Origin of the sequence: Arthrobacter woluwensis (genome assembly GCF_030816155.1) — a bacterium.
Lineage (GTDB): Bacteria > Actinomycetota > Actinomycetes > Actinomycetales > Micrococcaceae > Arthrobacter_E > Arthrobacter_E woluwensis_A.
Genome location: NZ_JAUSXR010000001.1, coordinates 120,806 through 143,015, shown reverse-complemented (window position 1 = coordinate 143,015; position 22,210 = coordinate 120,806). Strand labels below are relative to the sequence as shown.

Genomic DNA, 22,210 nt, shown 5'->3' with positions numbered 1-22,210 from the left:
TGAACATCCACGCCTGCGACGCCACACTCGGCGGTCGCCGTCAGAAGGGAACGTGCCCATGACCGGTCATGCTCACAAGAAGCGCAGCGGCGTTGAGGCCGTCTGCTCACACCTTTTCGCCGCAGCCACCGTGCTGTTCCTCCTCGGCGGCGCGGTCATCGTGTTCGGTCAGAGCGTGCTGGTCGCGCTCGGCCAGGGCATGGCCGCGATGGACCTGGCCGAGACGATCGGCCCCTACGCCTTCGGGCTCTCTTCGGCGGCCGGCCTGCTCGCCTTCGTCCTGACCTACTTCCACGACGGCGAGCCCTCCGATGGCCACTGATCCGGGTCCCGGCCCGGTACCCCCGTACGCGGAGCTTCTGGGCAGGACACCGCCGGGGTCTTCGTGGGGTGTGTTCACCCACGACCCCGGGCGGGGCGCCGCGAACTTCGCGGGCCCCTCGGAGGTGGCCGCCGCGGCGGCGACCGTGACCCGAGGGGCCGTGTTCAACCTCGACTACCCGCTGGACGCGTTCGACCCGCCCATGTCGCGGGCCAGGCGGGCGCCTCTGCACGAGATCACCGCCGCTCATGCGGAGGCGCGCGACGACATGCTGCACGAGTTCTTCCCTCAGGCCAGCTCCCAGCTCGACGGGCTGCGTCACCGCCGGGCTTCCGGATACGGGTTCTACGACGGCGTGCCCGACGACGCGATCCGGCCCGGAACCCCGGAACTCGGCGTGCAGCTGTGGGCCGAGAAACCCATCGTCGGCCGCGCGGTCCTGCTCGACATCGCCGGGCTGCTCGCCGCACAGGACCGTCCGCTGGACCACCGCGAAGGACCCGCGCTGGACGCCGAACTGCTGGACCAGGCTTGCGCCCGTCAGCAGGTGCGCGTCCAGCCGGGTGACATCGTCCTCGTCCACACCGGATGGGCCCGGTGGTTCCGCGAAGCGCCGCTCGCGGTCCGCGACGAGGTGCGATCGGGGCGGCGGGCGACCGGGTTCCGGCAGAAACGCTCCCTCGCACAGTGGATCTGGGACCACAGGGTCTCCGTCTTCGCCACGGACACCTTCGCCGTCGAAGTGCTTCCCGTCGCCCTCGACAGCGACTACTTCGACACGGCGCCCGAGGACGCCGGGATGATGCATCAGGAGCTCATCGCCAAACTCGGCATCCCCCTGGGTGAACTCTGGAATCTCGAAGACCTCCTCGCCGACTCCCAGGCGACGGGCCGATGGGACGCCTTGTGCGTCATCAAACCGCTCAACCTGGTCGGCGGTGTCGGCTCACCGCCGAACGCCACCGCCATCCGATGACGGACCGACGGTGAGCGCGGGCTGAAGACGGAGCGCGGGCTGACAAGGGTGGTCCGCCACCCCGCATCAGCGCGGTAGCGTGAGAGGAGGGCCGCCCCACCATCGGCGGCCCTCCTTCACCCGTACTGAGAGGACAGCCCATGACGAACACCGCCGAAGGCCGCACCCAGGACTACAACCCCGGACCCCGGGTCGGTATCACCTTCTCCACCTTCGATCTGCTCCACGCCGGGCACATCATGATGCTCGCCGAGGCGAAGCGCCAGTGCGATTACCTGATCTGCGGGCTGCAGATGGATCCCACGCTGGACCGCCCGGAGAAGAACGCGCCCACTCAGACGGTCGTGGAACGCTACATCCAGCTCCGCGGCTGCCAGTACGTCGACGAGATCGTGCCGTACTCCACGGAACAGGACCTGGAGGACATTCTGCGGTCCTTCAAGCTCGACGTCCGGATCGTGGGCGATGAGTACATGGAGAAGGATTTCACCGGACGCGAGTACTGCGAAGAGAGTGGGATCGAGTTGTACTTCAACAGCCGCGACCACCGCTTCTCCAGCTCCGGCCTGCGCCGTATCGTGGCGGCCAAGGAAGCCGAGAAGGCCGACCGCCCATAACCTCGGCGGACTCCCCGCCAGGTTCCGAAGTCCAGCCCGATCACTGCACACCACCTGTGAGGACCCATGAACGTCGACATCACCGTCAGAACAGTGATCAACCGCCCCGTCGCCGTCGTCGCCGAGTACGCCGCCGACCCGCTGAACGCGCCGGAGTGGTATGCAAACATCAAGTCCGTCACGCTCCATACCCCGGAGACGCCGCTCGGCGTCGGCGCTCAGATGGACTTCGTGGCCCACTTCCTCGGGCGGCGGCTCAGCTACACCTACGAGATCACCGAGTACGAACCCGGACGGCGGCTCGTCATGCGGACCTCCGACGGCCCGTTCCCGATGCACACCGCCTACGCGTGGTCGGCCGAGGGTGACGGGACCGTGATGACGCTGCGGAACACGGGCGCTCCGTCCGGGTTCGGCGCGATTCTCACGCCGTTCATGAGCCTCGCGATGAAGGCCGCGACGACGAAGGATCTCGCCACCCTCAAGAGGATCCTGGAGCAGCGCTGACGACGGCGGGGCGCGCACCGGCTCGCCGTCGTCGTCGCCCCTGATACACAGAGGCCCCCGGAACCGTTGCGGTCCCGGGGGCCTCCGCGTAGGAGTCAGTTCAGGAACACCTCAGGCGACGCCGAGGTACGCCTCCTTGATCGCCGGGTTGGCCATCAGTTCCTTGCCGGTCCCCTGGTGGGTGATTGACCCGGTCTCCAGGACGAACGCACGGTGCGAGCGGGCCAGGGCCTGATTGGCGTTCTGCTCCACGAGCAGCACCGTGGTGCCCTGGTTGTTGATCTCCGTGACGATCTTGAAGATCTGGCGGATGAACTGCGGGGCCAGACCCATGGACGGCTCGTCCAGCAGCAGCAGCTTCGGGTTGGACATGAGCGCCCGGCCGATGGCCAGCATCTGCTGCTCGCCGCCGCTCATGGTGCCGCCGAACTGCTTGGACCGCTCCTTCAGTCTCGGGAAGAGGTCGAAGACCCGCTCGAGGTCCTTGGCGATCCCGGAGGTGTCCTTGCGGCCGTACGAGCCCATACCCAGGTTCTCCATGACCGTCATGCCGGGGAAGATGCCGCGGCCTTCCGGCGCCTGGGAGATGCCCTTGACCACCCGGAGGTGGGCCTTCATGGACGTGATGTCCTGACCCATGAAGCTGATGCTCCCGGCGGACGGATTCAGCAGGCCGGACACGGTCCGCATCGTGGTGGTCTTCCCGGCGCCGTTGGCGCCGATCAGGGAGACGATCTCCCCTTCGTCCACGGTGAAGGACATGTTGTGAATGGCCTGGATGCGCCCGTAGTGCACGGACACGTTCTTCAGCTCAAGCAAGCTCATCTTCAGGCTCCCCGAGGTAGGCGGATATGACTTTCGGGTCTTCGCGGATCTCCTTGGGCGCGGCGTCGGCGATCTTCTTGCCGAATTCCAGCACGACGATGCGGTCCGTCACCCCCATGACCAGCTTCATGTCGTGCTCGATCAGCAGGACCGTGTAGCCGTCGTCGCGGATGGTCCGGATGAGCGCCATGAGCTCTTCCTTCTCCGCCGGGTTGAAGCCGGCGGCCGGCTCGTCCAGGCACAGGACCTTGGGGTCCGTGGCCAGAGCGCGGGCGATTTCGAGCCTTCGCTGGTAGCCGTACGGCAGATGCCGGGACAGGAACTGCGCATGATCCGCGATGCCGACGAATTCCAGGAGGGCCATGCCGCGTTCGATGGCGGACTTCTCCTCCCGGACATGGGTGGGAAGGCGGAGCAGGGCGCCGCCCACGCTCGTCTTGTGACGGGCGTCCAGTCCCACCACCACGTTCTCCAGGGCGGTCATCTCGCCGAAAAGGCGGATGTTCTGGAAGGTGCGGGCCAGGCCGCGCCGGGTGATCTTGTGCTGAGGCAGCCCGTTGAGAGGCTTGCCTTCCAGGGTGACCGTCCCCGACGTCGGCTTGTAGACGCCTGTCATCGCGTTGAAGCAGGTGGTCTTCCCCGCGCCGTTGGGACCGATCAGACCGAGGATCTCGCCGCGGTTGATGTCGAACGTGACGTCGTCCAGGGCCGTGAGACCGCCGAACTTCATGGTCAGGTTCTTCACCTGGACCAGGGGTTCGCCCACATTGACCGAAATGTCCCGTTCCGGAGCGACCTTCTCGGCCACTTTAAGGTCCACGCCCTGCTCTTTCAGCGCTTCGACGTCGATTTCCGGTTCGACTGCTTCACTCATGTCCGCCCGCCTTCCCGCCGTCGGTGATCACCTGGGCGCGTCGGCCCGTCTGAGGTTCCTTCAGCTTGTTGTACGCCAGCCGCCCGTAGGCCAGCAGACGCTGACGTGCCGGAAGCAGCCCGCCGGAACGGAAGATCATGATGAGCACGAGTGCCACACCGAAGATCAGGTACTTGAACTCCGCGACCGCGGTGAACCGCAGCGGGATGTACGCCACCAGGGCGCCGCCCAGGATGGCGCCGACCTTGTTACCCGTGCCGCCCAGCACCACGGCGGCCAGGAACAGGATGGAGGTGGCGATGTCGAACTTCTGGTTGTTCACGAAGCCCACCTGCCCTGCGAACAGGGCGCCGGACAGACCGCCCACGGACGCGCCGATGGCGAACGCCCACACCTTGTACTTGAAGGTGGGGACGCCCATGATCTCCGCGGCGTCCTCGTCCTCGCGGATGGCGATCCAGGCGCGGCCCACGCGACTGCGCTCCAGGTTGCCGGCCAGGAGCAGCACGATGATGATGACCGTCAGTGTGAGCCAGTACCAGGGGGTGCCGTTCGAGTTCAGGAAGATCGGCTGGCCGTCGGAGTCCGTCCCCGGAGGATGGCCCACGTTCTGGAAACCGACCTGGCCTTTCATGGCCGGGATGATGGTGGCCAGAATGCGCACGATCTCACCGAAGCCGAGCGTGACGATCGCCAGGTAGTCACCGCGCAGACGCAGCGTCGGAACGCCCAGCAGCACCCCGAAGAACATGGTGATCGCCATGGCCAGCGGAAGGGTCCACAGGTACGGGATGTGGAGGTAGGGCGAATCCGGGCTGGTGAACATGGCCGCCGTGTAGGAGCCGACGGCGAAGAACGCCACGTAGCCGAGGTCCAGGAGGCCGGCATAACCGACCACCACGTTCAGGCCGACCGCTACCAGCGCGTAGACCGCCATCTGCGCCAGGGCGATCTGCCAGTTGTTGCCGGGTTCCGTGGTGATGAACGGAGGGTTCAGGATGGGCAGCAGGTACGCGATGACCACGATCACCATGAGCCAGAGCCACTGGATGTGACGCGGCAGGGCGTTCCATTTGTCGCCGAGGCCGGGGAACCAGCCTTGACGACGGCGCCCCTTGGCTTCGCGGTCGGCGATCGCCTGATCTGCGGCGGAGTCGGGGATGAGGGTCGGGCCGTCTGTGGTGCTCATGCCTTACTCTTTCCAAGCGAGCTTCCGAGGATGCCTTCGGGACGGACCACGAGGACGAGGACCAGGACCACGAACGCCACGACGTCCGTCCACTGCGAACTGCCCAGCAGCACCTGCCCGTAGTTGCCGATCAGGCCGATCAGCAGGCCGCCCAGCAGGGCGCCGCGCACATTGCCGATACCGCCCAGGACCGCCGCGGCGAAGGCCTTGACGCCGAGGATGAACCCGCCGTTGTACTGCACGCCGGACGGGATCTTCATGACGTAGAACAGGGCTGCCGCTCCGGCCAGGACACCGCCGATCGCGAAGGTGGTGAGGATGATCTTCTCCTTGTTGACACCCATGAGTGTCGCGGTGTCCGGATCCTGCGCCACGGCGCGGATGCCGCGGCCCGTCTTGGACTTCCGGATGAACTGGTCCGTGGCCACCATCAGGATGACGGCGGCGATGATGATCACCAGCTGCTGGGAATCGATGATGGTGCCGAACACCTCGAAGATGGGGAGCGGCCGGAACATGGTCAGCGCCGCTTCCGGGCTGGGTCCGCGCCACCAGTAGATGAGGTACTGGATGGCGAAGGAGACACCGATCGCGGTGATGAGGAACGCCAGCCGGGGGGCTTTGCGCTTGCGCAGCGGTTTGTATGCCACGCGCTCCACGACGACGGCGGTGAGGGCCGAGGCGATGATGGCCACCACGAGCGCCCAGGATCAGATTGCCCACGATGGCCCAGAACGGCAGATGAGGTGCGGACGGGCCGAAGTTCAGCGCGCTGAGGGTGAAGAACACGCCGTAACAGCCGACGATGAACACTTCAGAGTGGGCGAAGTTGATGAGGTTGAGGACGCCATACACGAGGGTGTAGCCCAGGGCTACAAGAGCGTAGATGGCGCCGAAGGTGAGGCCGTCGAACGTGGAGCTCCAGAAGTTCTGGGCCAGGGAGTCGACGTCGAAGGTGATCCAGGTGTCGTCCGTGGGCACTGCCAGTGGCACGGCGTGGATGAGGCTGGGGATTGCTTCACTGATCATAGGAGCTTCCTGAGGTGATCAAGAGAAATGCTGGGGGTACAGATGTCGCATACCCCCAGCATTCTGTTGAAACTGCCGACCTTACTTGCCGATCACGCCGATCGGGGCGATCTTGCCGTTTTCGACCTTGTAGCCGTAAACATCAGGAGTCGCCAGTTCGCCGGTGGAATCCCACTTGTAGTGCTTGGAGAGGCCATCGGCGTCGTAGGCCTTGACCCACGCGAGAAGGTCCGCCCGGGTCTGCTTACCGTGATCGATGCCGGACAGCAGCACGGTGGCGGCGTCGTAACCTTCGATCGAGTAGGTGCCCGGTTCGGCGTTGGTCAGCTTCTTGTACTCGGACTCGAAGGACGGGATCAGCTCACCCGGGATGCACGGGCAGGTGAAGAAGGAGTTGGTGGAAGCATCGCCGGCCTGCTTGATGAACTGGCCGTCCTTCACACCGTCCGGGCCCACGAAGGAACCGGTGAAGCCCTTGGCCACCAGCTGCTGGTCGAAGGGTGCGGCTTCGGCGTAGTACCCGGCGTAGTAGACCGTGTCAGCCTTGGAGTTCATGATCTTGGAGATCACCGCGGAGAAGTCCTTCTGGCCGGTGATGACCTTGTCGGAACCGACCATGGCGGAACCGAGGGCCTGAGAGGTCTGGGTGCCCAGACCGATGCCGTAGTCCGAGTCGTCCTGCACGACGTAGACCTTCTTGGCCATCAGCTTGTCCGTGAGGAACTTGGCCGCGGCCGGGCCCTGGACGGCGTCATTGCCGAGAGCGCGGTAGAAGGTGGTCCAGCCGTTCTTGGTCAGATTCGGGTTGGTGGCGGAAGGCGTGATGTGCACCAGGCCCTTCTGTTCGAAGATGTTGCCCGTGGCCTTGGACTCTCCGGAGAACGGCAGGCCGACGACGCCGATGATGTCCGCTTCCGAGACGATCTGCGTGACAGGACCGGTGGCCTTGTTGGGATCGCCTTCCGTGTCGAACTTCTTGAACTGGACCTTACAACCAGGGTTGGCGGCGTTGTGCTGATTGACGGCCAGCTGGATGCCGTTGAAGATGTTGATGCCCAATTGGGCATTGGGACCGGTTTCGGCGCCGGCGTAGGCGATCGTGGTGGAGTCAGGGCACTTGGCCTTGCCGTCCCCGGCAGGGAGCACCGCGGCCGAGGGGACATCCACCTTGGAGATCGCGGGGATGTTCACCTTGCCTCCATCGCCACCCGAGGTGGCCGTGGAGCCCGAGCCGCTCTGGTTGGCGCAGCCGGACATCACCATGCCGAGTGCCACCGCCGTAGCCATGACTGAGAGGGCTTTCTTCCTGTACATAAGTGGCCTCCGCGCCAAATCAGGGTCTGATTCATGTGTCCGTGACGGTGTTGCCACGAGCACTTCCAAGAGCGTACTCCCGGCAATGTGACATAGGCCACACTTTGGCGTCAGGGTTTGATAACGAATACGTCGCCTCACCAGCCACAACCCGTGGGGACCTGGCCGCAGGCGCGCAGGCGCCTCCGCGGATGAGGTGCGTGGCCGCCGTCGAGCCTGACCATCGGCTCTTCCTCCCACCAGCCGGCGGAGGAAGAACGATGAAATGCGGCACACCAGCCGTGATGTGCCGCACCCGCTGAAGTGAGCGTAGGGCTCATGGGGCGACGCTTGGATTCCTGGAGATCACGTTCGTGTAAAGAGTCGATTACGCGACGTGGTGTAAGGCGGGGCGGGACTCCACAGGCAGCCCTTGATACTGTCATCGGCATGGCTTTTACCCTGCGTCCCAGCGTGCCCGGTGACATCGACTGGTTGGTGGAGCTCCGAGCCGTCGTCCTTCGGGCCGACCTCGAGCGCCTCGGCCGGTATGACGATGTGCTGGTGCGCGAACGAATGCGCAAGGCCTTCGTGCCCGAGTGGTCCAGGATCGTCATCTCGGATGGAGCCGAGGTGGGGTCGATCACGGCCCGCCCCGACGGGAACGTCCGCTGGATCGAGCACTTCTACTTGTCACCGGACGTGCAGGGACGGGGAATCGGATCGTCCGTCCTCCAGTCGGTGCTGAATGAGCCGCACCACGGAGTCACCCGCCTCAACGTGCTGCAAGGAAGCGCGGCTCGCCGTCTCTATGAGCGGGTCGGGTTTGTTGCGGACCACGAGGACGAGGTCGACGTCTTCATGACGCTGCGAACCAGAAGACCGCCGAACGGCCGTTCCTGACTTGCGGTGATCTCCCGTTCTTGCCCTCGTGGCCGAGACCGAGCCCCTTTACCTCTTTATTGTCGGAACCCGGAAGTACTTTCGGTTCATGACTTTCGTGGAGACATACGACGGCGGGCGGCTCTGGTTCGAGGTGCGTCGAGGAGCGTCGCACGTCGGGCTTCCCCTCCTGCTGATCCAAGGCAGAGCCCTCGATCATCACGGGTGGGACTCCGCTCGTGAGGACTTCCAGGACAGGACGACCATCCTCTTCGACCATCGGGGAACGGGCCTCAGCACGTCATCGTTCACCCCTGGGTGGTCAGCCAGAGATTTCGCAGCGGACATCGTGACGATCCTGGATGCGGCAGGGTTCGACAGAGTCCACGTTTACGGCCATTCCATGGGAGGCCGAATCGCGCAGTGGCTGGGGGCCGAGAATGCGGAGCGTGTAGTGGCCCTGGTGCTGGGCGGAACGTCGGTCGGTGACGAGCGCGGACTACCCCGGCCTGCTGGAGCCCTGAGTGCTCTGGCGTCCGGAGACCCGCAAGCACTCGCTGCCCTTTTCTATCCTGATGCCTGGATCGCCAAGAACCCGGACAAGGTGTTCAGCGTGCTTCCCGCTCCCGCTTCCCCGGAAGCGGCGCGCATTCACGGGGCGGCCTCCGACCGCCGGGACGGCCCGAGGCTGGAGAGCATCAGGACGCCCACGCTGATCGTTCACGGCACCGACGACCGACTCGCGGACCCGGAAAACGCTGAAATCCTGGGCCGTCACATCCCGCACGCCACAACCCTCTTGGTTCCGGGCGCCCGTCATGCGTATTGGATCGGCGACCCGGCTCCTCACCTCCAGGTCAGGGAATTCCTCGCCGCCCACGACGAGGATTGAGTGGTTCAATCAGAAGCGGCCGGACTCGGCGAACCAGCGCTTTGTAAGCTGACTGCATGAACGATCGCGGCGGTCGCACTGATGCTGTCGACGCCGGACGTCCGCCCGAGGCGCTCAGTTTCCGGGCGTTCCGGCTGTTCTGGAGTGCTACGACCATCCGTGCCGTCGGGAGCACGATCGCCGGCGTCGCTTTCCAGATACTGATCGTCACGGTCATCGCCGCGACACCGTTCCAGATCGGGATCCTGAGCGCGCTCAGTGTCGTCCCGTACCTGTTCCTCGGATTGATCATCGGCGCCCTGATGGACCGCTGGAATCGCCAGCGCACGTTGGTCCTGACCAGCGTCGGCCGGGCGATCGTTCTCGCAGCCATTCCCGTTCTGATCCTGTGCAACGCACTCAGCTTCTGGACCCTCGCAGCAGTGGTCCTCGCGCTGGGCATCTTGACGCTGTTCGCCCAGTCCGCGGAGCAGCCGTTTTTGCCGCACCTGGTCCCGCGCTCCATGCTGGTGTCGGCGAACGCACGCCTCGGGCAGAGCGAGACCGTCGCGGGCACTGCCGGGCCGGCCCTCGGTGGCGCACTCTTCACTCTGCTCGGGGCACCGGCTCTGTTCGCCTTCGAAGCAGTGATGCATGCGGTCTCCGCCGTGCTGCAGTCGCAGATCAGAGTCGCAGAGACGGCGCCTCCGCCGCGTCCGCAAGGCCGGCACATCGGCCACGACATCGCAGAAGGCATGCGTTTCACGTACGGCCACAGGACCCTGCGACCGCTCGCTCTCTCGGTGCACACCTGGTTCCTCGGGAACAGCATCGTCGTCACGGTTTTCGCGGTGTTCGTGCTGCGCGAGCTCGCGATGCCCGCATGGGCGCTGGGGGTCGCTCTGGCGTTCGGCGGGGTGGGCGGCTTCCTCGGAGCGCTGCTCTCCCCGTCGATCGGCGCCAGGATCGGCGCAGGGCGAGCCATCCTCTTCGGCCGCTGTCTCGTCGTCGTGCCCTGGGCCGTCCTGGCGCTCGCACCGCTCAACCCGGCCGGCGGCCCTGCCGGGCCGATCGCTCTCTTGGCGGGCGCTCAGTTCCTTTACGGTCTTTCGATGGGAATCGAAGACGCCAACGAGATCTCCTATCGTCAGGCGGCTGCGCCCGACGGGATTCAGGGACGCATGAACGCGACCATCCGCACCACGAACCGGATCGTCTTCTTCTGTGGGGCGCTGGCAGCAGGTGGACTGGCGACCTGGCTGGGGTACCAGGTCAGTCTCGGATTGGCGGCGCTCGTATTCCTGATCGCCGCGCTGATCGTCGCCTTCTCACCCCTGCGCCAGGCCCGGCATGAAGACGTTTCGAGAGCCTCCATCTGACCGGATCCGCGCGATGACGAGCGACGCCGAGTGCGACACGCGTCGAACCTCACCGCGTCCCGTCCGTAGACTCTGAAAATGCCGATGTCCGACTACGTTGCCTCGATACGCTCACGAATCGGGAACGATCTCCTCCTTCTGCCGGGGGTCACGGCCGTCATCAGGCATGGTGATCGGTTCCTGCTCGCCCGGCACCGCCACTCGGGTCTGTGGAGCCTCATCGGTGGCGGGGTCGAGCCCGCCGAAGAACCCGCGGAGGCGCTGGCCCGCGAAGTGTCCGAAGAGACCGGGGCGCGCATCCGCATCCGCGGAATCGTCGGCGCTTATGGAGGACCACACCTGATGACCACCTACCCCAACGGCGATCGCGTCGGATACGTGACCACGGCCTACGATTGCGAGCTGCTGGACGAGCCGAAGCCCGCCTTGGAGGAACTGCTGGAACTCGGCTGGTTCCCGCGGGGCGCCATCAAGAACCTCCCACGTCACCGGTGGATCGACCGGGTGATCGACGACGCCCACGGGTGACCCGGCCTGCCGGAGACCCTTCAGTGGCGCTCTCGGATGGGCGCCTGCAGTGTGACTCCTCCGTTCGAACCGTGGATCTGCCGGTACACCCCGAAACTGGCCAAGCGCCGCTTATCCAGCTCGGTTTCGATGAGGACCCAGGCATCGGCGATGTTCTCCGGTAGGACGTCGAAATCGACGCTCACTCCGGCCGCGGCTTCCTGTGCGACGATCTTCCCGGCCACTTCAGACTCGGGACGGACGATCGTCCCGGCCGACACGGTGATCCGGTCATCGCTCGTTCCGTCGTACAGCAGAACCAGCTCGTCACCAGCCCACGGCAGTCGCCGTCGCAGGTCATGCACCGCGTGGCCGATCTCCGTTTCGTCGAGGACGGTGGTGCTCAGGCCCCAGAATTCCACTGCGGGCAGCGCGGTGAGGGTCAGATTCATGGCGATCTCCTGTGATTCGCTCCGGATGATGTCCAGCCGGCGCCGGACGTGAACCAGACGTGCCGAGGCTTCGGTGATCTGCTGCTGGAGGGCGTCCTCTTGATGGGTCAGCAGTGATTCCAGCGTGGTCCGTCCGAGCCGCGGATCGAGCAGCTGCCCGATCTCCGCGAGACCGAACCCGAGCGTACGCAGTTCGGCTATGGCTCTCACCCGGCCCAACTGGCTGTCCTGGTAACGCCGGTAGCCCGTCGCCGGGTCGACGACGGCCGGGGCCAGCAGCCCCTCGTTCTCCCAGTGCCGCAGCATGCGCCGCGAAACCCCGGTGCTGTGCGCGATCTCTCCGATACTCAACATGTCAGCCCCCATCAGAATGCATCACACCGTGTCAAGGTCAACGCCCCGCAGAACGGCGGCTCCGCCACCACCCCTCCGGCCGTCATCCCGAACCGGCGTCCCAGACGATGTCCCTGTCGAGAACCCTCTCACTCCCCAGGCAGCGCCACCAGGTGGCCACCTCCGACATCCCGCAGTTCAGGGCGCGGTTCCCCTGGAGCATCCCAGGAACGATCACTTCCGCGCCGACGCCGCTGCCCGCGATCCCGCGGACTCAGGATCGGGACCGCGTCCAGCAGTTCCCGCGTGTACGGGTGACGCGGGTCGTCGAAGATCTGCTCACGGCTCCCCTGCTCCACGATGGCCCCGCGATACATGATCGCCACGGAGGTGCACATGTGTTCCACCACGCTCAGATCGTGCGAGATGAACAGGAATGAGGTCCGCCGTTCCTCGCGCAGATCGCAGAGGAGGTTCACGATCTGCCCTTGCACGGAGACGTCGAGGGCTGAGACCGGCTCGTCCGCCACGACGAACTCCGGTTGCAGGGCCATCGCCCTCGCAATGACGATCCGCTGGCGCTGCCCGCCGGAGAATTCGTGCGGGTAGCGGTCCAAGGCGTCCGCGCCCATCCCGCACTGTTCCAGCACCTCGATGACCCGCTGCCGTTCATCGTCGCGGGACGCCAGGCCATGGGTTCGCATCGGCTCGCCGATAGCCGTGACGATGCGCAGCCGCGGGTTCAGCGCCCCGAAGGGGTCCTGAAACACGTACTGCATCCGCCGTCGGAGTCCACGGAGTTCAGAGCGCGGCAAGTCCAGGATCTCCTGTCCGCGGAAACGCACGGATCCGGCATCCGGCTGGTGCATCCGCAGGATGGCCTGGCCCAGAGTCGTCTTGCCGCTTCCCGACTCGCCGACCAGTCCGAACATCTCCCCCTCACGGATGCTCAGACTCACGCCGTCCACGGCACGCACGGCCTCCCGGGGAGCACGTCGGCCGCCGCCTCGCGCGCGGAACTCCTTCACGAGGTCGCGCGCTTCGACAAGCGCCGCCGCGGGACCGCCCGTCATGCGTGCACCTCCGCGGCCTCGTGACCGAGCGCGGCCAGCCTGCGCACGTCCTCCGGAATCGTGGGCAGGCGATCCAGCCGCTGTCCCAGCAGCGGACGGGCGCTGAGCAGCGCCTCCGTATAAGGGTGTTCGGGCCGTTCGAAGATGCTGAACACGTCCCCTCGTTCCACGGTCCGTCCGCCGTACATGACGAGCACCGAATCGGCGACCTCGGCGATGACGCCCAGATCGTGCGTGATGAACAGCATGGCCATTCCCGTCTCGTCGCGAAGCTCCAGCAGCAAGTCGAGGATCTGGGCCTGCACGGTGACGTCCAGCGCCGTCGTCGGCTCATCCGCGATGAGCAGCCGCGGTCCGCAGCAGAGAGCAACGGCGATCATCACCCGTTGCTGCATCCCGCCAGACAGCTCGTGGGGATAGGAGCTCATGATCCGCTCAGCAGCGGGAAGGCCCACCCGGCGGAGCCATTCCACCGAGCGGTCGCGGGCCTCTGCCCGCGAGACCGACTCGTGAGCCCGGATCGTCTCGCTCAGCTGCCGGCCGATCGTGAAGACCGGGTTGAGGGAGCGCGCCGGCTCCTGGAAGATCATCCCGACCTCGCCTCCCCGGACACGCTGCAAGGCGGTGCGCCGCAGCGTGAGGATGTCTGCGCCGTCGAACAGCACCTGCCCGCCGGAGATCTCCCCCGGCTCGTCCACGAGCTTCAGCAGCGAAAGCGCGGTCAGGCTCTTGCCGGAACCGGACTCCCCCACGATGCCGAGCACCTCTCCCGGGCTGATCTCGAAGCCGACGCGGTCCACCACCACACGGTGCCCACCGCCTTCAGCCGGGAAGCGAACGCTGAGATCTTTCACCTGGACCAGAGGCTCGGTCGCCACGGCGGTCACCTCCCCATCCTGGGATCGAGGACGTCCCGCAGGCGGTCGCCGAGGACGTTGATCGCCGCCACCGTGATCAGGAGCGCGACGCCGGGCGGCACCCACAGCCACCAGTGCTGCTGGAAGTCGATCAGGTTGTTGGCGGCGTTGATCATGTTCCCCCAGGAGGCATTGGGCGGGACGACGCCGAGCCCCAGGAAGCTCAGCGCGGACTCGCTGAGGATCCCCGACGCCGTGCTCAAGGTGGCCACGACGATGAGCAGCGGCATCACGTTCGGAAGGAGGTGACGGAACTGGCGCGAAGCAGCGCTCAGGCCCAGCACCTCCGCCGCCCGCATGTACGGGGCCTCGCGCAGGGACAGCACCTGACCACGGATCAGGCGGGCCAGCGACGGCCAGCCGATCACGCTGAGCAGGATCATCACGATGTAGATCCGCGACTCGGGCGCGACCTTCAGCTCCGAGAGCACGGCCGCCATCACGATGAGCAGCGGCAGGCCCGGGATGGACATGAGGAGGTCCGCGAACCGCATGATGAGGGTGTCGACGATCCCGCCGTAGTACCCCGCCATGAGGCCGAGCACGGCGCCGAGGAGCAGGGACAGCAGCATCGACGCGACCCCGATCGTGAGCGAGATCCGCCCCGCGAACATGAGACGGGTCAGGACGTCCCGCCCGTACTCGTCCGTGCCCAGCCAGTGATTCGACGCCGGGCCGTGCTCGGCGATGCGCAGGTTGATCTCCTCCCCGGTGTAGCCGGTGAGCAGGGGTCCGAGGAAGCTGAAAAGGAGCATGAAGACGAGCAGGCCGATACTGATGCTCGCGGCCGGAATCCGCAGCAGGCGGCGGAGCTCCCCGGCGATCCTGCTCGACGGCACGGCGCTCCTCCTCGAGGGCGCTGTGTCTCTGGCCGTTGACGCTGTGTCGACGTGGCTCATGCCGCCCTCCTCGACCCGAGAAGCCGCACCCGGGGATCCGCGACGGCGTAGAGCACGTCGGCCAGGAAGCTGCCCAGGATCGTGAGGAACGCCAGGAGCATGGTGACGGTCATGAGCACCGCGTAGTCGCGCGTCTGCACCGACTCGAGCTGGATCCGTCCCACCCCCGGCCAATTGAAGATCTGTTCGGTGATGATGGCCCCGGAGAACAGGGCCGGAAGCTCGAAAGCCAGGAGTGTGATCGCGGGCAGCAGGGCATTTCGCAGTGCATGGGAGAACACCACGGTGCGCTCCCGCAGCCCCTTCGCCCGGGCCGTGCGGATGAAGTCCGCGTGCAGCGCCTCCAGCATCCCGCTCCGGAAGTAACGGGTGAGCGCGCCGGCGCCGAGGAAGGTGAGGATGCCCACCGGAAGCACCATGTGCCGGGCGATCTCCAGGACCTGCGCGAAGCCGTCGGAGGAACTCGCGGTGTCGAGCATGCCACCCGTCGGCAGCCACCGGAGATCGACCGCGAAGACCTTGATCGCCAGCAGGCCGATGAAGAACGACGGCACCGACAGGGAAGCGAACAGCCCGGCGGTGACGAGCCGATCGAACCAGGAGTACTGCCGGGTCGCGGAGAGCACGCCACACACCAGCGCGATCGCCCAGGTCAGCAGAAACCCTGCGAACGCGATGAGGAAGGAGTTGCCGATCAGCGGTCCGAGGAGTTCCGTCACCGGCCGGTTGTAGACCAGGGAGTACCCGAACTGGCCGCGCAGCATGTTGCCGAGCCAGATGAAGTACCGCACGAGCACGGGCTGATCCAGGCCGTTCAGGGCCCGGAGCTCCGCCTTGCGCTGCGGCGTGAGCTGGCGGTTGGAGCTGAAATAGTCGCCCGGCATGAGGGCGAAGAGGAAGAACACCAGGACGGAGACACCGACGAGCAGCAGTGCCATCAGTCCCAGCCTCTTGAGGACGTAGCGGGTCATGGGAACCGTTCGTATCGGGTGACGGACGACGCCGGGCGGCTAGCCCGCGATCTTCAGCTTCGCCAGCGCGAGGGCCGCGTCATCGCTGCCGGTCGTGTACAGCTCGCCATTCTGGATGCGGGCGTTCCAGGCCGACAGGGACTTCCGGTAGTCGAGCAGGATGATCGGCGGGTCCTGGCTGAGCTTCTGGTAGAGCTCCGTGTAGATCTTCTGCCGCGCCGCCCGGTCGAAGGTCGAGATGCCCTTCTTGATCAAGGCGGTCACCTGCGGGTTCGAATAGCCGGTGACATTGATCGCGGGATCGGTGGTGCCGAATTCGGACACGGCGTCGTTGGGGTCGCTCAGACCGTTGCTGCGGAAGCCTGCGAGGTCGTAGTCCCCGTTGTTGAGGCGGTCGAAGGCCGTGTTCGAGTCGAGTACCTCCGGCACGAAATCGATTCCGAGGTCCTTGTAGTCCTTCTTCGCGATCGGGATCACCGGATCGTCCTGCTTGGTGGTGATGTAGGACAGGGTGAGCTTCTTCCCGTCCTTCTCGCGCGTGCCGCCGGCCTGGGCTTTCCAGCCGGCCTCGTCGAGCAGCTGCCCCGCCTTCTTCGCGTCGAAGCCATAGGAGGTCACGCCGTCGTTCGTGTAGGACCACTGGGTCGGGGCGGCGAAGACGTCCGCCACCTGTCCCAGACCCTTGAACTTGGCGTCCACGATCTGCTGGCGGTCCAGGCCGTAGTACAGCGCCTGACGGACCTTGGTGTCGGCGAGCGCCGGCTTCTTGTTGTTGACCCAGATGGCCCCGTAGTCGGAGATGACCCGGGCACGGATGTCGGCGAAGCCGAGCCCTTGGAGTTCCTTGAGGTTCGCCGGGTCGCTGCCGAAGCCGCCGTGGTCGATGTCCCCGTTCTGGAAGTTCTGCAGAGCGGAGTCGCTGGAGACCACCTTGAAGATCAGCCGCGCGATGGACGGCTTGCCGCTGTAGTAGTGCTCATTGGCCCGGTAACGGATCTCCTGGCCCTCCACGTACTGCTCCAGCGCGTAGGGGCCGGCGCCGAGGGGCTTGCCGTACAGGCTCTTGAGGTAGTCGAGCTTCCCCTTGACGTACCCCTTGCCGTAGTAGGCCTTCGAGATCACGGGCCCGCCGAGAGTGCGCAGGGCTAGGGGGTTCGGCTTCTGGGTGACGATGCGGATCGTCGAGGGGTCCACCACCGTGATGCCGGACAGCGAGCTTGCGGAACCCTTGCGGAATTCCTTGGTGCCTGCGATGACGATGTCGGAGAAGTCCACGCCCCCGGCGTAGGCCGGGTCGTTGAGCAGGGTCAGCGTGAAGGCGACGTCATCCGCGGTGAGGGGCGAGCCGTCGCTGAAGGTCAGATCCTTGCGGAGGTGGAAGGTGTACGTGAGATTGTCGGAGGACACATCCCATTTCTCGGCCAGATCCGGCACCGGTTCGCCCGCGGCGTTGAAGACCACGAGCGAGGCGAAGATCGGCTGCACCGCGTTCCCGTCCCAGCCGTTGTCATAGAAGCCGGGGAGGAACACGCCACCCGGCTTGCTGATGGTGGTGACGAACGAATCCTTGCGCTGTGTGGCGGCGGCCGGGCTCTTCCCCCGGGTCGGAAGCCTTGTAGAACTCGTCCTTCAGCTTGCTCAGGTCCGCCTTCTCCGTGCCCGGGTCAGACTCGACGGCCGGGGCGCAGGCGCCGAGGAAAAGAGCACCTGCGAGCAGTCCCGCGATAGCTGCGACCGGCTTCTTGATGAGCGTCATTCTGAGACCCTTCTGGGGGCAGGAGGAGTCCACAGGCGGAATGGTGATGTCCCTGTGAACGAATACCCGCACAGCCTAAGCAGGGCCTCAGAGATCTCTGAAAGTGATGTTTCACGTCATGAACGAATAAGAAGCCCGGTTGAAAAAGAAGTCGATATGAGAACCCTCAGGTTCATGAATCGTCACACTCGGTAGGGCGATTCACCCGCCCGCGAGCAGCCCGTTCAGCCGCTGCCGCTTCCCCTGGATCTCCCGCTCCTGAGCGGTCAGCCGCTCGGCGAGGCCGTCGAGTTCCGCCCGTAGATCCGGGCACAGCTCCAGCGCGACGCCGTCCCCGCCGTCGCGCAGACAGTCCAGGTAGCGGCGGATGGTCGCGGTGCCCACGCCGGCCGCGATCATCGCCCTGATCTGCTGGACCCGCACGACGTCGGGCGCCGCGTAATCACGATAGCCGGCGCGGGTGCGGCCGGGAGTCAGGACACCCTGCTCCTCGTAGTGCCTCAGCGCCCGCGCGCTCACTCCGCTGGCCGCCGCCAGTTCGCCGATCCGCATCCGGATCCCCTTCCGTTTTGACCTTCACGCGGGCGTGAAGGTTTAGCGTCCCTGTCATGGCATCTACGACAACGGGCCGAAGGGCTCTGATCTTCCACGGGTACGGCGCCACCCCCGAGGATCACTGGTTCGGCTGGCTGGCGCGGCGGCTGGAGGACGACGGCGTTCTGGTCACGGTGCCGACGCTCCCCGACCCGCTGGACCCGGATCCCGTGGTGTGGGACGACGCCGTGCGGACGGCACTCGGAACGCCCGACGCCGGAACGATCGTCGTGGCGCACAGTCTGGGCTGCCTCACGGTGCTGCGCGCTCTGGGCTCGCTCGCGGGTCCGTGGCGGCTGGGCACGCTCGTCCTGGTGGCCGGATTCCTCGACCCCCTGCCAGCACTTCCGGGACTCGACGGCTTCATCGCCGACGGCACCCCAGTGGACGGGCTGGCGGTGGACGGGCTCGCGGATCATGTCGACCACCTCGTGGTGCTCCGCTCGGACCGCGACGAGTTCGTGCCGACAACGCACACGGACCGGCTGGCCGCCCTCCTCGGCACCGAGACACGGGTGGTCGACGGCGCCGGGCACTTCCTGGCCGAGGACGGTCTCACGGAAGTCCCCGCGATCCACGACGCCGTCCGCTCCTCCCGGGACTGAGCTGGACCGCGCCAGACCGCACCACGCCAGGCAGGCAGGACAGGACAGGGTCTCGACAGCCCCGGTCCACCCCGCCCTACGATGAACCCATGCAGCCTCTGGGACCGGCCCCCTGGCCACCGCCACCGATCACCACCGACCGCCTGACGCTACGCGTCTCGGAAGCACGGGACCGCGCGGGCCTCATCGACCTGTTCGCGTCGCCCGAGGTCGGCACGTACACGGGTGGGGCGAGGCCCCGGGAGGAGCTCGAGGCGTCCGTGTCGGAGGTCCCCGGGCAGCGCGAGGGTTTCTTCGTCGTCGAACGGGAGAGCGAGTTCCTCGGAATGGTGACCTTCGACCGGCGGGACGCCGAGCATCCCGGCCACGTGCGCCCGGCAGGGAACGAAGCCCAGCTCGGGTACCTGTTCCTGCCCGCCGCCTGGGGCCGGGGCTACGCCACCGAGGCCTGCGCGGCCGCACTCGGCTGGTTCGCGGCGGCGTTCCCGGGCGAACCGGTCGTCCTGCCCACACAGACGGCGAACGGGCCCTCGCTGCGGCTGGCGAAGAGGCTCGGCTTCCGCGAAGTCGAGGTGTTCGAGGAGTACGGCGCCGAGCAGTGGTTCGGCGTCTGGACCGGCGAGGGCGCCGGCTCCCCCGCCCTCTGAACCGCTACCCGGTGGCCGTCGCCCGGAAGCCGGACTACGACGACGGCGCGTCGTGCCGGACGGCAGCGTCGCGTGCGAACTCGCGCACCCGCGCGTCGTCCAGGTACTGAGCGGGAACGCCACCACCCAGCAGGGTCCGGACCATGGACGCCGAGCCGGGGAAGGCCGTGAAGCTTCCCGCGATGATCACATTGCCGAACCGCCGGCCCTTGAGCATGGGGGCGTCCGCGACGATCGCCACGTGCGGGAAGACAGAGGCGATGGTCGCGGCCTCTTCGCGCGCCGATTTCAGGTCCGGGGCGGAGCCGCAATTCACCAGATACACACCGTCCGGCCCGAGGACCCGGGCGGCGTGCTCGGTGAACTCACGGCTGGTCAGCGAGGACGGTGTGACACCCTGTGCGAACACGTCGCGGATCACCACGTCGCGGCTGGCGGGGCTGAGCGTCTCCGTCACGGCGCGGGCCTCGCCCACCCGGATGCGGAGGAACGGCGCCCTGGGGAGGTCGAACCAGTCGCGCACCGCGGTGGCGAGCGCGGCGTCGAGCTCCACCACCACCTGACGGGACTCCGGGAAGACATGATGGAAGTAGCGGGCGAGCGAGCAGGCGGCCCCGCCGAGGTGCAGCAGGCGGACACGATCACTCGTCCCGGGTGCCCAGCGGTCCTCGACCAGCGCCGCGATCCACCGCATGTACTCGAAGCTCAGGTGGCCCGGGTCGTCGAGGTCGATGTGGGAACTCTGGACGCCGTTGAGCCGCAGGAGCCAGCCGTTCGCGAGGTCGAGATCCCGGATCAGCTCCGCCTCGCCCTGATCCACAGGAAAGACGCCCTCCACGGGCCCCGTCGGCTGCGCCTTCTGCCCCTGTTTCATAGCGTCCAGCGTACTAGGCGCCGGGACGCGGAGACGGCCGGGACTCAGCGCAGCACGGCCAAGGCGAAGCCGTCCCAGCCCTTGGACCCGACCGTCTGGAGGACCGTGGCGTCGAAGCGCGGATCCTCGCCGAGCAGCTCGAGCGAAGCCCTGATCGCCGGGGCGTTCACGGGATCCATCTCGGGGTGCAGCGGCGCGCCCTCCCAGACGGTGTTGTCGAGGACCACCACGGTGCCGGGGCGGCCCAGTCGCGCCGCCCAGTCGAGGTAGTTCGAGTTGTTCTGCTTGTCCGCGTCGATGAACACCAGATCGAACGGTTCCCCGCCCTCCAGGGTGGGCAGGACGTCCAGTGCGGCGCCCACCCTGACGTCGACGCGGGCGCCGACGCCGGCGTCGTCGAGATTCTTACGCGCGACGGCGGCGTGCTCGGCGCTGAACTCGATGGTCACCAGCCGCCCGTCCTCCGGGAGCGCGCGGGCCATGAAGAGCGTGCTGAATCCGGCCAGTGTGCCGATCTCGAGAACCCGCCGGGCTCCACGGATGCGAACCAGGAGCTCCAGGAGCTTGCCGGAGTTCGGGGCGACCTCGATGGGCGGCATCCCTGCGGCCTGGGCGGTGCGGATGGCCTGGTCAAGGGCCGGATCCGGGTGGACGACCGTATTGGCGATCCATTCCTCCATGGCGACCCATTCCGGCTGGGATCTGTGTTCGAATGCGCTCATGAGGCCATGCTAGGCGCGCGGCCGGGCCCGCCGGTAGAGGGCGTGAGGAGGTTCACGAGAGGTCGTCGAGAGCCTTTTCCAGCCGTTCCACTTTGCCGCTCAGCTCGCCCGTGTACCCCGGACGGATGTCGGCCTTGAGTACCAGCGAGACGCGCGAACCGTACTCGGCCACGGCGAAGGTCGCACGCTTGACCACGTCCATGACCTCGTCCCATTCGCCCTCGATCTCGGTGAACATGGAACTCGTGTGATTCGGGAGACCGGATTCGCGGACGACCTTGACCGCGGCGGCCACCGCGTCATGGACGGAGGCGTCGCTCGGGGCTTCGGATCCCGCGGGAGCGCCGGAGGGTGCGACGGAGAATGCGACGATCATGGGGCTGCCTTTCGTCGGGGTCATGTCATGAAAGCGGTACCTTGGACCGCTTCCGCCCCTAGTGTGCCACGGCTGGCTATGCTGATCAGATGGAATACCGTCAGGGGGGCCGACCGCTGCGTGCAGACGCGGCGCGGAACGTTGAAAAGATCATTGCGGCCGCCCGCGAGTGTTTCCATGAGCGTGGTCCGGAGGTTCCTCTGCAGTTCATCGCGGAGACCGCCAAGGTGGGTCCGGCGACGCTGTTCCGGAATTTCGCCGACAAGGAAGCCCTGGTCCTCGCTGTCATCTCGCGACAGCTGCGGGAGCATGTGGACCCCGTGGTGGTGCAGGCCCTGGTGGAGCCGGATGCCGGGGACGCCCTCATGCGGGTCATCGAGTCGATCGTCCAGGTGGCGGCCGAAGAGTCAATGCTGCTGGATGCGCTCGTGGGCCGCCGCGGTGTGCTGACGACCATCAGCGGCAACATCATCGAGGCACTCGGGATGCTCCTGGGCCGGGCTCAGCGGCAGGGCACGATCCGCGGCGATGTGTCGCAGGAGGATGTCATCCGGATCGTCGCCATGCTGATCGGCTCCGTGGACACCATCGAACGTGGCACGAGCGCTTGGCGCCGCCCGGTCGCCCTCATCGAGGACTCGCTGCGCCCCGCCGCGGCGACCCGCGAACTCCCGCCCCAGACCCCGGTGCCGAGCCTGCAGCTGCCGCTGGGGTGAGCCG

General features: G+C 66.6%; 27 protein-coding genes and 1 pseudogene. 11 read left to right on the top strand and 17 right to left on the bottom strand.

The genetic code is table 11. The features are described from left to right. Positions 1-58 precede the first annotated feature (58 nt). The 4 genes from QFZ52_RS00655 (at position 59) to QFZ52_RS00640 (ending at position 2,422) form a co-directional block, all read left to right on the top strand. On the top strand, positions 59-322 hold the full coding sequence (locus tag QFZ52_RS00655; RefSeq protein WP_307495702.1) for a hypothetical protein: 264 nt from the start codon (positions 59-61) through the stop codon (positions 320-322). Then, positions 312-1,298, top strand: coding sequence for a cyclase family protein (locus QFZ52_RS00650; protein ID WP_307495701.1), 987 nt, complete (start codon positions 312-314; stop codon positions 1,296-1,298). Before QFZ52_RS00655 ends, QFZ52_RS00650 begins: the two co-directional genes overlap by 11 nt. Positions 1,299-1,438: 140 nt before the next feature. Further along, positions 1,439-1,915 (top strand): adenylyltransferase/cytidyltransferase family protein, encoded by a 477-nt coding sequence (locus tag QFZ52_RS00645; RefSeq protein WP_307495700.1) that lies wholly within the window; start codon positions 1,439-1,441, stop codon positions 1,913-1,915. A gap of 66 nt (positions 1,916-1,981) precedes the next feature. Further along, entirely contained in the window at positions 1,982-2,422 is a 441-nt protein-coding gene (locus QFZ52_RS00640; protein WP_307495699.1) for an SRPBCC family protein, read from the top strand. Between the two features lie 111 nt (positions 2,423-2,533). Here the strand turns inward: QFZ52_RS00640 and QFZ52_RS00635 are convergent, their stop codons facing one another. The 6 genes and pseudogenes from QFZ52_RS00635 to QFZ52_RS00610 form a co-directional block, all read right to left on the bottom strand. Then, entirely contained in the window at positions 2,534-3,247 is a 714-nt protein-coding gene (locus QFZ52_RS00635) for an ABC transporter ATP-binding protein (protein WP_278268010.1), read from the bottom strand. Beyond that, the gene (locus QFZ52_RS00630) at positions 3,234-4,121 is read right to left on the bottom strand and encodes an ABC transporter ATP-binding protein (RefSeq protein ID WP_307495698.1); all 888 of its coding nucleotides are present in this window, start codon (positions 4,119-4,121) and stop codon (positions 3,234-3,236) included. The genes QFZ52_RS00635 and QFZ52_RS00630 overlap by 14 nt, the downstream gene beginning before the upstream one ends. Then, the gene (locus QFZ52_RS00625; RefSeq protein WP_307495697.1) at positions 4,114-5,310 is read right to left on the bottom strand and encodes a branched-chain amino acid ABC transporter permease; all 1,197 of its coding nucleotides are present in this window, start codon (positions 5,308-5,310) and stop codon (positions 4,114-4,116) included. The genes QFZ52_RS00630 and QFZ52_RS00625 overlap by 8 nt, the downstream gene beginning before the upstream one ends. Further along, positions 5,307-6,005, bottom strand: a complete 699-nt coding sequence (locus QFZ52_RS00620) for a branched-chain amino acid ABC transporter permease (RefSeq protein WP_307495696.1) — start codon at positions 6,003-6,005, stop codon at positions 5,307-5,309. Before QFZ52_RS00620 ends, QFZ52_RS00625 begins: the two co-directional genes overlap by 4 nt. A gap of 97 nt (positions 6,006-6,102) precedes the next feature. Further along, a pseudogene (locus QFZ52_RS00615) lies at positions 6,103-6,339 on the bottom strand (ABC transporter permease subunit); the annotation flags it as partial. An 81-nt stretch (positions 6,340-6,420) separates the two neighbouring features. Continuing rightward, entirely contained in the window at positions 6,421-7,626 is a 1,206-nt protein-coding gene (locus tag QFZ52_RS00610) for a branched-chain amino acid ABC transporter substrate-binding protein (RefSeq protein WP_307495695.1), read from the bottom strand. A 456-nt stretch (positions 7,627-8,082) separates the two neighbouring features. Between QFZ52_RS00610 and QFZ52_RS00605 the strand changes: the two genes are divergently transcribed. From QFZ52_RS00605 to QFZ52_RS00590, 4 genes are all read left to right on the top strand, one after another. Beyond that, positions 8,083-8,535 (top strand): GNAT family N-acetyltransferase, encoded by a 453-nt coding sequence (locus QFZ52_RS00605; RefSeq protein WP_307495694.1) that lies wholly within the window; start codon positions 8,083-8,085, stop codon positions 8,533-8,535. Between the two features lie 28 nt (positions 8,536-8,563). Continuing rightward, positions 8,564-9,406 carry an alpha/beta fold hydrolase gene (locus QFZ52_RS00600; RefSeq protein ID WP_307495693.1) on the top strand — a complete coding sequence of 281 codons (843 nt, stop codon included), beginning with the start codon at positions 8,564-8,566 and terminating at the stop codon, positions 9,404-9,406. Between the two features lie 56 nt (positions 9,407-9,462). Continuing rightward, positions 9,463-10,764, top strand: a complete 1,302-nt coding sequence (locus QFZ52_RS00595) for an MFS transporter (protein WP_307495692.1) — start codon at positions 9,463-9,465, stop codon at positions 10,762-10,764. Between the two features lie 84 nt (positions 10,765-10,848). Beyond that, positions 10,849-11,292, top strand: coding sequence for an NUDIX domain-containing protein (locus QFZ52_RS00590; RefSeq protein ID WP_307495691.1), 444 nt, complete (start codon positions 10,849-10,851; stop codon positions 11,290-11,292). Between the two features lie 20 nt (positions 11,293-11,312). On the opposite strand, the gene QFZ52_RS00585 is transcribed toward QFZ52_RS00590, so the two are convergent. The 8 genes from QFZ52_RS00585 to QFZ52_RS00550 form a co-directional block, all read right to left on the bottom strand. After that, on the bottom strand, positions 11,313-12,077 hold the full coding sequence (locus QFZ52_RS00585) for a MerR family transcriptional regulator (RefSeq protein ID WP_307495690.1): 765 nt from the start codon (positions 12,075-12,077) through the stop codon (positions 11,313-11,315). A gap of 128 nt (positions 12,078-12,205) precedes the next feature. After that, positions 12,206-13,129, bottom strand: coding sequence for an ATP-binding cassette domain-containing protein (locus QFZ52_RS00580; RefSeq protein ID WP_307495689.1), 924 nt, complete (start codon positions 13,127-13,129; stop codon positions 12,206-12,208). Continuing rightward, positions 13,126-14,016: an ABC transporter ATP-binding protein gene (locus QFZ52_RS00575; RefSeq protein WP_307495688.1), complete on the bottom strand. Its 891-nt coding sequence runs from the start codon at positions 14,014-14,016 to the stop codon at positions 13,126-13,128. The genes QFZ52_RS00580 and QFZ52_RS00575 overlap by 4 nt, the downstream gene beginning before the upstream one ends. Beyond that, a complete protein-coding gene (locus tag QFZ52_RS00570; RefSeq protein ID WP_307495687.1) occupies positions 14,013-14,885 on the bottom strand; it encodes an ABC transporter permease in 873 nt (290 codons plus the stop codon). The genes QFZ52_RS00575 and QFZ52_RS00570 overlap by 4 nt, the downstream gene beginning before the upstream one ends. Positions 14,886-14,941: 56 nt before the next feature. Beyond that, positions 14,942-15,916 carry an ABC transporter permease gene (locus QFZ52_RS00565; RefSeq protein WP_307495686.1) on the bottom strand — a complete coding sequence of 325 codons (975 nt, stop codon included), beginning with the start codon at positions 15,914-15,916 and terminating at the stop codon, positions 14,942-14,944. Between the two features lie 39 nt (positions 15,917-15,955). After that, positions 15,956-17,446 carry an ABC transporter substrate-binding protein gene (locus QFZ52_RS00560; RefSeq protein ID WP_307495685.1) on the bottom strand — a complete coding sequence of 497 codons (1,491 nt, stop codon included), beginning with the start codon at positions 17,444-17,446 and terminating at the stop codon, positions 15,956-15,958. Then, on the bottom strand, positions 17,424-17,672 hold the full coding sequence (locus tag QFZ52_RS00555; protein ID WP_307495684.1) for a hypothetical protein: 249 nt from the start codon (positions 17,670-17,672) through the stop codon (positions 17,424-17,426). Before QFZ52_RS00555 ends, QFZ52_RS00560 begins: the two co-directional genes overlap by 23 nt. A gap of 201 nt (positions 17,673-17,873) precedes the next feature. Then, positions 17,874-18,224, bottom strand: a complete 351-nt coding sequence (locus QFZ52_RS00550) for a MerR family transcriptional regulator (RefSeq protein ID WP_307495683.1) — start codon at positions 18,222-18,224, stop codon at positions 17,874-17,876. 56 nt (positions 18,225-18,280) lie between these two features. Here QFZ52_RS00550 and QFZ52_RS00545 point away from each other — a divergent pair, with 56 nt between their 5' ends. Together QFZ52_RS00545 and QFZ52_RS00540 are read left to right on the top strand one after the other, a co-directional pair. After that, positions 18,281-18,871, top strand: a complete 591-nt coding sequence (locus tag QFZ52_RS00545) for an RBBP9/YdeN family alpha/beta hydrolase (protein ID WP_307495682.1) — start codon at positions 18,281-18,283, stop codon at positions 18,869-18,871. 89 nt (positions 18,872-18,960) lie between these two features. Continuing rightward, positions 18,961-19,518: a GNAT family N-acetyltransferase gene (locus QFZ52_RS00540; protein ID WP_307495681.1), complete on the top strand. Its 558-nt coding sequence runs from the start codon at positions 18,961-18,963 to the stop codon at positions 19,516-19,518. 34 nt (positions 19,519-19,552) lie between these two features. Here the strand turns inward: QFZ52_RS00540 and QFZ52_RS00535 are convergent, their stop codons facing one another. The 3 genes from QFZ52_RS00535 to QFZ52_RS00525 are packed head-to-tail and all read right to left on the bottom strand — an operon-like array spanning position 19,553 to position 21,490. After that, positions 19,553-20,392, bottom strand: a complete 840-nt coding sequence (locus tag QFZ52_RS00535) for a spermidine synthase (RefSeq protein ID WP_307495680.1) — start codon at positions 20,390-20,392, stop codon at positions 19,553-19,555. Positions 20,393-20,436: 44 nt separating this feature from the next. Then, positions 20,437-21,114: an O-methyltransferase gene (locus tag QFZ52_RS00530; protein WP_307495679.1), complete on the bottom strand. Its 678-nt coding sequence runs from the start codon at positions 21,112-21,114 to the stop codon at positions 20,437-20,439. 52 nt (positions 21,115-21,166) lie between these two features. After that, positions 21,167-21,490, bottom strand: coding sequence for a thiamine-binding protein (locus QFZ52_RS00525; RefSeq protein ID WP_278267993.1), 324 nt, complete (start codon positions 21,488-21,490; stop codon positions 21,167-21,169). Positions 21,491-21,579: 89 nt separating this feature from the next. On the opposite strand from QFZ52_RS00525, the gene QFZ52_RS00520 reads away from it, so the two are divergent. Continuing rightward, complete coding sequence (locus QFZ52_RS00520) at positions 21,580-22,206, top strand: TetR/AcrR family transcriptional regulator (RefSeq protein WP_307495678.1); 627 nt, start codon at positions 21,580-21,582, stop codon at positions 22,204-22,206. The last annotated feature ends 4 nt before the right edge of the window (positions 22,207-22,210 follow it).